The sequence below is a fragment of the Thauera sp. SWB20 genome, from assembly GCF_000831325.1.
Taxonomy (GTDB): domain Bacteria; phylum Pseudomonadota; class Gammaproteobacteria; order Burkholderiales; family Rhodocyclaceae; genus Thauera; species Thauera aminoaromatica.
Genome location: NZ_JTDM01000008.1, coordinates 21,271 through 29,884, shown reverse-complemented (window position 1 = coordinate 29,884; position 8,614 = coordinate 21,271). Strand labels below are relative to the sequence as shown.

7 protein-coding genes are annotated in these 8,614 nt (G+C 72.0%); 2 read left to right on the top strand and 5 right to left on the bottom strand.

What is annotated here, in order from left to right; genetic code table 11:
* The 5 genes from PO78_RS01130 to PO78_RS01110 form a co-directional block, all read right to left on the bottom strand.
* A partial coding sequence (locus tag PO78_RS01130; RefSeq protein ID WP_043741515.1) for an ABC-type transport auxiliary lipoprotein family protein occupies positions 1-685 on the bottom strand: 685 nt, incomplete at its 3' end.
* Entirely contained in the window at positions 682-1,623 is a 942-nt protein-coding gene (locus PO78_RS01125) for an MlaD family protein (protein WP_043741512.1), read from the bottom strand. The genes PO78_RS01130 and PO78_RS01125, both read right to left, overlap by 4 nt.
* A gap of 1 nt (position 1,624) precedes the next feature.
* A complete protein-coding gene (locus PO78_RS01120) occupies positions 1,625-2,461 on the bottom strand; it encodes an ABC transporter ATP-binding protein (RefSeq protein WP_043741530.1) in 837 nt (278 codons plus the stop codon).
* The gene (locus PO78_RS01115) at positions 2,458-3,615 is read right to left on the bottom strand and encodes an MlaE family ABC transporter permease (RefSeq protein WP_043741509.1); all 1,158 of its coding nucleotides are present in this window, start codon (positions 3,613-3,615) and stop codon (positions 2,458-2,460) included. Before PO78_RS01115 ends, PO78_RS01120 begins: the two co-directional genes overlap by 4 nt.
* Positions 3,612-4,307, bottom strand: a complete 696-nt coding sequence (locus tag PO78_RS01110) for a TetR/AcrR family transcriptional regulator (protein WP_043741507.1) — start codon at positions 4,305-4,307, stop codon at positions 3,612-3,614. The genes PO78_RS01115 and PO78_RS01110 overlap by 4 nt, the downstream gene beginning before the upstream one ends.
* Positions 4,308-4,554: 247 nt before the next feature.
* On the opposite strand from PO78_RS01110, the gene PO78_RS01105 reads away from it, so the two are divergent.
* Positions 4,555-5,622 (top strand): HlyD family secretion protein, encoded by a 1,068-nt coding sequence (locus PO78_RS01105; protein ID WP_082047669.1) that lies wholly within the window; start codon positions 4,555-4,557, stop codon positions 5,620-5,622.
* Positions 5,619-8,603 carry a ribosome-associated ATPase/putative transporter RbbA gene (gene rbbA / locus PO78_RS01100; RefSeq protein ID WP_269429711.1) on the top strand — a complete coding sequence of 995 codons (2,985 nt, stop codon included), beginning with the start codon at positions 5,619-5,621 and terminating at the stop codon, positions 8,601-8,603. Before PO78_RS01105 ends, rbbA begins: the two co-directional genes overlap by 4 nt.
* Positions 8,604-8,614: the final 11 nt, after the last annotated feature.

Sequence of the window (8,614 nt, the reverse complement as noted above, 5' to 3'; positions counted from 1 at the left end):
CGGCGGCGGCGCCGAAGGCCTGGACGACGGCCGGCACGGCGGGGTCCGCGGTGGGCTGGCGCTGCTCGAAGGTCCGGCTGGCGACGATGCGGCGGCTGGCGGTGTGCACCAGGCGCGCGTCGAGGCGCAGCACCGCCTCGGGGCGGCCGCCACGGTATTCGCTCTGGAAGGCGCGCAGGTCGCTGTCGAGCTCGAAATCGGCATGCAGCTGGCGCTCGTCGCTGCTCAACGCACCCACCCGGCCGTCGGCGCGGAAGGCTTCGAGCAGGCGGTCGCGCAGCAGCGCGGGCGCCGGATCGCTCCAGCCCGCGCCCTGGTAGACACTCACCCGGTTGCCCTCCGGCATCACCACGATGCGTTGGCCGGCCAGATGCACGCCGGCGGCCGGACGCACGACGCGCAGCGACCATGGCAGCGCGCGGGCGGCTGCGGAGGCGGACGGGGCGCCGCCCGCGGGAGTGGACGTCGCCGCAGGGCTGGCGATGGAGTTGCCCGGGGACACGTTCGCCGAAGCACCAGGCGCGCCCGTCGACACCGGCAGCACATACACGTCGAGCGGCGCGGCCTCGGGCAGCACGCTGCACGCCGGCAGCAGCGCGATCGCGCACAGCGCCGCCGCGGCGAACGCCCGACGCGGGCGCGCGGGGCCGGCGCCGCGGCGCGGAAGGAAGGACGACGATCTCACGGGGTGAACTCCTTGGTCGGTTCGAGGCCGAGCAGGTAGTCGGCGGGACGGCTCTCGAGCTGGCGGGTGATGGTGCGCAGGGAAGCCAGCGTGGTGCGCAGCTCCGCCACCGCGGGGCCGATCTCGGCCAGGCCGCGCATGCCGCCGTCGAGCGGCGCGCGGTTGTCGGCGATCAGGCGGTCGACCGTGCCCATCGCGCGCTCGAAGGCCCTCATCGCGTCGCGTGCGCTGTCCAGGGTCTGCGTGCCCTGCACCTCCACCAGCCTGTTGGCCGAGCCGAGCATGCGGGCGGCCTCGGCGAGCGCCGTGCTGGCGTCGCGGCTGGCCTGGGTGACCTCGCGCAACGCGGCGTTGAGGTCCTCGCGCTGCGCGGCGAGCGCGCCGGTGGCCAGCTCCAGGTTGCCCAGCGTGCGCCCGAACGAGGCCACGTTGTCGGCCGAGAGCAGCTCGCGCGCCTGCACCAGCAGGTCGTTCACGTTGGTGATCGCGTCCTCGCCGTCGGCGAGCAGGCGGCTCAGCGGCGAAGGCGCGGCGATGATGCGCGCCACCTCGTCGCCCTTGGACACCAGGGGCGTGCTCGCCGGATCCTCGCCGCTGGTCAGGCGGATCATGGTCAAGCCGGTGATGCCGGCAGGCACCAGGCGGGCGCGGGTGTCGCTGCGCACCGGCGCGGCGCTGTCCACGCGCACGCGGGCGATGACGCGGCGCGCATCGGCGGGATCGAGGCGCAGGCTGACCACGTCGCCGATCTTGATGCCGTTGAACTCCACCGTGCCACCCTTGGACAGGCCGGAGACCGCCTCCTGGAAGACGATGTCGTACACCTCGAACTGGCGGTCGGCGTCGCTCTTGCCCAGCCACAGCGCGAACATCAGCGCGGCGCCGACGACGAGCACGGTGAAGAGGCCGATCAGCACATGATGGGCGCGGGTTTCCATGTCAGTTGTTCTCCGATGCAGCGGGCACGGCCTGCGCGGCGGCCACCGCGGTGGCGGCCGCGCGGCCGCGCGGGCCGTGGAAGTATTCGCGGATCCAGGCGTCGTCGATGGCGGCGACCTCGTCCAGACCGGCGTTGACCAGCACTTTCTTCTGCGCCAGCACGGCGACGCGGTCGGTGATGGTGTAGATGGTGTCGAGGTCGTGGGTGACGATGAACACCGTGAGCCCGAGCGCGTCGCGCAGGGTGAGGATGAGCTGGTCGAAGGCCGCGGCGCCGATCGGGTCGAGGCCGGCGGTGGGTTCGTCGAGGAAGAGGATGTCGGGGTCGAGCGCGAGCGCGCGCGCCAGCGCCGCACGCTTGACCATGCCGCCCGACAGATCCGACGGAAACTTGTCGCCGGCGAGCGCCGGCAGTCCGGCGAGCGCGATCTTGAGCTCCGCCAGCTCCGCCGCCTCGCGGCGCGACATCCCGGCGTGCTCGATCAACGGCAGCGCCACGTTCTCGGCCACGGTCAGCGACGAGAACAGCGCGCCCTTCTGGAACAGCACGCCGAAGCGGCGCTCGACCTGCTTGCGGCGCGCGTCGGGCAGGCTCAGCAGGTCCTCGCCGAACACATGCACGCTGCCCGCGCGCGGCCGGTTGAGGCCGACGATGGTGCGCAGCAGCACCGACTTGCCCGTGCCCGAGCCGCCCACCACGCTGAGGATCTCGCCGCGGCGCACGTCGAGGTCGAGCTGGTCGTGCACCACCTGGGCGCCGAACTGGTTGCGCACGCCGCGCACCTCGACGATGTTGTCGCGCGGATCGGATGCGGCGCTCGCCAGCCCCGCCGTCACCACCCCATCTCCATGCAGAACAGCGCCGCGATCGCATCCACCACGATCACCACGAAGATCGACTGCACCACGGCCGAAGTGGTGTGCTCGCCCACCGACTGCGCGCTGCCCTGCACGCGGAAGCCTTCCAGGCAGCCGATCACCGCGATCAGGAAGGCGAAGATCGGCGCCTTGGCCATGCCGACCCAGAAGTGGATGAGCCCGACGTTGTCCTCGATCCGCGACAGGAACAGCACCGGCGAGATATCCAGCGTCATCGCCGACACCAGCATGCCGCCGACGATGCCCGCGATCATCGCCACGAAGGTCAGGATGGGCAGCGCGACCAGCAGCGCATACACGCGCGGCAGCACCAGCAGCTCGACCGGATCGAGGCCGAGCACGCGGATCGCGTCGATCTCCTCGTTGGCGCGCATCGAGCCGATCTGCGCGGTGAAGGAGCTCGCCGTGCGGCCGGCGACGATGATCGCGGTCAGCAGCACGCCGAACTCGCGCAGGAACGAGTAGGCCACCAGGTCGACCGTGAAGATGCTGGCGCCGAAGTTCTGCAGCACCGTGGCGCCGAGGAAGGCGACCACCGCGCCGACGAGGAAGGTCAGCAGCGCGATGATCGGCACCGCGTCGAGGCCGGTGCGCTCGAGGTTGGCGACCAGCGCAGTCATGCGCCAGCGCCGTGGCTGCACCGCCACGCGCAGCGCGGTCTCGAGGATCAGGCCGATGAAGCCGGTCAGCGACGTCACGTGGCGCCAGAACACCAGCATGGTGTGGCCGATGTGGGCGAGCACGTCGCCAAGCGCGTAGCCCTCGTCCCCGATGGGGCGCTCCTCGCGGCCCTCGATCGCGTCGGCCACCGCCTTCAGCAGCGCACGCCGCTCGCGGCTGAGTGCGCCCTCGTCGGCCAGCAGGGCGGCGACGCGCTCACTGCCGAGCAGGCCGTGCAGCAGGCGCGCCCCCGCGGTGTCGAGCGTGCCGAGCTCGGCGAGCTCGACGCGCGTGCCGGCGTCGAGCCGGCCGCGCAGAGCCTCGGCCTGACGGCGCAGCGCCGCGTGGTGGGCCAGCGTCCAGTCGCCGCGCAGGCACAGCACCGCGGCCGCGCCGTCGCCGGCGAGCACGGCCTCGCCGGGGCGCACCTCTTGCCGTGGCGTCGCGCTCATCGCGTCTCCTCCCCGCTGCCGGGCCGCTCCTCATCCCCTCCGCCGCGCGCGAGGCGGGCGAACAGGCCGTCCATGAACTCGCGCTGCAGGCGCGCCAGGCCGATCTCGCCGCCGCTCATGCGCGCGAGCACCGGCGCCGCCGCCACGGCGTACGAGATCGCCCCGAACACGAAGGTCTGCAGCGCCAGCGCGCTACGCATGCGGAAGATCCCGGCGTCGATCGCCTCCTGCCACAGCGGCAAAAAAACCGCATGCACCGGCTCGACCACGCGCGCGACGAGATCGTCGAGGCGCTCGCCGGGGTCGGTCATCTGGCGCATCACGAAGCGCATCGCCTGCGGCTGGCGCGCCGCATGCACGAACATCGCCTCCACCGCCGCCACGATGCGGCGCTCGATCGGCCCCGCGGCGGGCGCCAGCATGTCGAGCGCGGCGAGGTCGGCGCGCACCTGCGCCTCGATGCGGTCCACGACCGCGGCCCACAACTCCGCCTTGGAGCCGAAATAGTGCGCCACCATCGACACGTCGCAGCCCGCGCTCACCGCGATCGCGCGCAGCCCCGCCGCCTCGAAGCCCTGCGCCCCGAAAGCGTCGAGGGCAGCGTCGAGCAGGCGTGCACGGTAATTCGCGTCCGGACCGCGCGGACGGCCACGGCCGCGCACGGTACGGGCGTGTTCGGCAAGATCGGACATGCTGGAAAAGGAGAAGGAATCGAGGCGGGATGGTACAACATGCATCGAGTCGGTTCCGGTCGAATCTCTCCGGCGGCCACGCCGGCTGGCCCGAATCGGGCGGCACGAAAGGCAAGGTCGCACCGGTTCCCACCGCAGATGAGCAAATGAAAGACCTGACCCCAGCTTGACCCATAGCTTGACCTATTATCCAACAAGTGTTGAAATACTACGAACACATCACAGAGCTCCCCCCGAGGAGAATCTCATGAGCATGAAACGATCCGGCCGGTTGGCCTGGTTGGGCGCCGGTGTCCTCGTCCTGGCCGCGGCCGGCGCCTGGCAGTTCCTGCGCCCCGCTCCGGACGACGGCAGCTTCGTGCGCGGCAACGGCCGCATCGAGGCCACCGAGGTCGATGTCGCCGCCAAGGCGCCCGGGCGGGTGGACGCGATCCTGGTTAACGAAGGCGACTTCGTCACGCGCGACGACGTGATCGCGCGCATGGACGTCAAGTCCCTGCAGGCCCAGCTCGCGCAGGCGCGTGCCGAAGTCGCCAACGCCCACAGCGCCCGCGAGACCGCGCGCGCCCAGGTCGCCCAGCGCCAGGCCGACGTGACCATGGCCGAGGCGGTGCTGGTGCAGGGCCGCGCCGAATACGACGTCGCCCGCCGCACCGCGGCGCGCTCGCAGGCGCTGCTGAACGATCGTGCCACTTCCGCGCAGAAGGCCGACGACGATGCCGCCCGTGCGCGCACCGCCGAGGCCAGCATCCACGTCGCCGAGGCCCGCATCGTCGCCGCCCGCGCCGGCGTGCGCGCCGCCGAGGCCCAGGTGCAGCAGGCCGAGGCCGCGATCCGCGCCGCCGAGGCGGTGGTCGCCCGCCTCGAGACCGAGATCGCCGACGGCGAGCTGCGCGCCCCTCGCAGTGGCCGCGTGCAGTACCGCGTGGTGCAGCCGGGCGAGGTGGTGGGCGGTGGCGGCAAGGTGGTGAGCCTGGTCGACGTCGGCGATGTCTACATGACCTTCTTCCTGCCCGAGATGGCCGCCGGCCGCGTGGCCCTCGGCAGCGAGGTGCGCATCGTGCTCGACGCCGCGCAGGCCTTCGTGATCCCGGCCAGGGTGTCCTACGTCGCCAGCGTCGCCCAGTTCACGCCCAAGACCGTCGAGACGCAGAGCGAGCGCCAGAAGATGGTCTTCCGCGTCAAGGCACGCATCGACCCCGAACTCCTCGCCAGGTACCCCGAACAGGTCAAGACCGGCCTGCCCGGCATGGCCCACCTGCGCCTGGACGCGCAGCGCGAGTGGCCGCCCGCGCTGCAGCCGAGGCTGCCGTGAGCACTCGACGAGACGGCACGAACGGCGCGCGGGCCGCCTTGCCCGGCGCCTCGGACGCCCCCTCCGCCCGACCGGACAGCGCATCGCCCGCACCGGCCGCAACCGCCCTGCCACCGGTCGTCCGCCTCGTCGATGTCCACCACCGCTACGGCGACACGCATGCCGCCGACGCGCTCACGCTCGACCTCCCCGCCGGCTGCATGGTCGGCTTCATCGGCCCCGACGGCGTGGGCAAGTCCACCTGGCTCGGCCTCGTCGCCGGCGCGCGCAGGATCCAGCGCGGTACCGTCGAGGTGCTCGGCGGCGACATGGCGGACGCCCGCCACCGCGCGCGCGTCTGCCCGCGCATCGCCTACATGCCGCAGGGCCTGGGCAAGAACCTCTACCCCACCCTGTCGGTGTTCGAGAACATCGACTTCTTCGGCCGCCTGTTCGGCCAGTCCGCAGCCGAGCGCCGGCGCCGCATCGACACGCTGCTCGCCGCGACCGGCATGGCCGCCTTCGCCGACCGCCCCGCCAACAAGCTCTCCGGCGGCATGAAGCAGAAGCTCGGTCTGTGTTGCGCGCTGATCCACGACCCCGACCTGCTCATCCTCGACGAGCCCACCACCGGCGTCGATCCGCTGTCGCGCCGGCAGTTCTGGGAGCTCATCGCGCGCATCCGCGCCGACCGCCCGGGCATGAGCGTGCTGATCGCCACCGCCTACATGGAAGAGGCCGAGGGCTACGACTGGCTGGTGGCGGTGGACGCCGGCCGCGTGCTCGCCACCGGCACGCCCGCCGAGCTGCGCGCGGCCGGCGGCGCCGACACCCTGGAGGAGGCCTTCATCGCCCTGCTGCCCGAGGCGCGCCGGCGCGAACATCGCCGGCTGGAGATCCCGCCGATCGAGACCGGCGCGGTGGTCATCGAGGCGCGCGGCCTGCAGATGCGCTTCGGCGACTTCGTCGCGGTGGATGACGTGAATCTGCAGGTGCGCCGCGGCGAGATCTTCGGCTTCCTCGGCTCCAACGGCTGCGGCAAGTCCACAACCATGAAGATGCTCACCGGCCTGCTCGAACCGAGCGCCGGCGAGGCGCTGCTGCTCGGGCGCAGGCTGGACGCGACCAACATCGAGACGCGCCGCCGCGTGGGCTACATGTCGCAGTCCTTCTCGCTCTACGGCGAACTCTCGGTGCAGCAGAACCTCGACCTGCACGCGCGCCTCTTCCACCTGCCCGCGGACGAGGCCGCCTCCCGCATCGCCGAGCTCGCGCGCCGCTTCGACCTCGCCCCGGTGATGGACATCCAGCCCGACGCCCTGCCGCTCGGCCTCCGCCAGCGCCTGCAGCTCGCGGTGGCGGTGCTGCACCGGCCCGACGTGCTGATCCTCGACGAGCCCACCTCGGGCGTCGATCCGGTCGCGCGCGACCATTTCTGGGCGCTGATCGCCGACCTGTCGAGGAAGGACGGCGTGACCATCTTCATCACCACCCACTTCATGAACGAGGCCCAGCGCTGCGACCGCATCTCGCTGATGCACGCGGGGCGCATCCTCGCCAGCGACACCCCGGCCGCCCTCGCCGCCGCGCGCGGCTGCGAGCGCCTGGAGGACGCGTTCATCTCGTATCTGGAAGAGGCGAGCGGCGTCGCACCGCCCTCCGCGACTGCGCCTGCTGCAACGCCCGATCGCGACTTGCGTCGCTCCTACGGAACCATCACGCCCCCGGAGCCGCGACGTGGGAGCGACGCAAGTCGCGATTCAGGCGGTGCCGACGCGACGGCGCGCGTTCCAGGCGCCGAGGCGAGCACGCCGATTCCGGGCACCGGAATCGCGACTCGCGTCGCTCCCACATCCCGGCCCGCCGATCGCCTCGCCCGCTTCAGCCTCGCCCGCCTGGCGAGCTTCTCGGCGCGCGAGGCCACCGAGCTGCGCCGCGATCCGGTGCGGCTCACGCTGGCGCTGCTGGGCAGCCTGGTGCTGATGCTGGTGATGGGCTACGGCATCACCATGGACGTCGAGGACCTGCACTACGCGGTGCTCGACCACGACCGCAGCGTCGCCAGCCAGAGCTACACCCTGCGCATCGCCGGCTCGCGCTATTTCCTCGAACAGGCGCCGCTCGAGGGCCACGCCGACCTCGACGCGCGCATGCGTGCCGGCAAGCTGGCGATGGCGATCGAGATCCCGCCCGGCTTCGGCCGCGACCTCGCGCGCGGCCACGCGCCGCAGGTGGCGGTGTGGCTGGACGGCTCGATGCCGCTGCGCGCCGAGCTTGCGCGCGCCTACGTCGGCGGCGTGCACGCACAGACCCTCGCCGACGTGATCGCCGAATCCGGCGCCGGCCCGGTGCGCGCGCTCGCCAGCGTCGAGCCGCGCTACCGCTACAACCCCGAGCTGCTCAGCCTGGTGTCGATGGTGCCCAAGGTGATCCCGCTGCTGCTGGTCTTCATCCCCGCCATGCTCACCGCGCTCGGCGTGGTGCGCGAGAAGGAGCTCGGCTCCATCCTCAACGTCTACACCACCCCGGTGACCCGGCTCGAGTTCCTGCTCGGCAAGCAGCTGCCCTACATCGCGCTGTCGATGTTCAACTTCGCGCTGCTCTTCGTGCTCGCGGTCACGCTCTTCCAGGTGCCGTTCAAGGGCAGCTTCCTCGCGCTCGCCACCGGCGCGCTGCTCTACGTCACCGCCACCACCGGCCTGGGCCTGCTCGCCTCCACGCTCACCAACAGCCAGATCGCCGCACTCGCCGGCACCTCGATCGGGACCCTGCTGCCGGCGATCCAGTTCTCCGGGCTGATGGACCCGGTGAGCGCGCTCGAAGGCGGCGGCTACTGGATCGGCGCGATCTACCCCACCACCCACTTCCTCACCATCGCCAGCGGCACCTTCTCCAAGGCGCTCGGCTTCGCCGACCTCGCCGGCGCCTTCGTGCCGCTCGCGCTCGCGATCCCCGTGCTCACGCTGCTGTCGGCGCTGCTGCTGAAGAAGCAGGCCAAGTGAGACCCGCAACC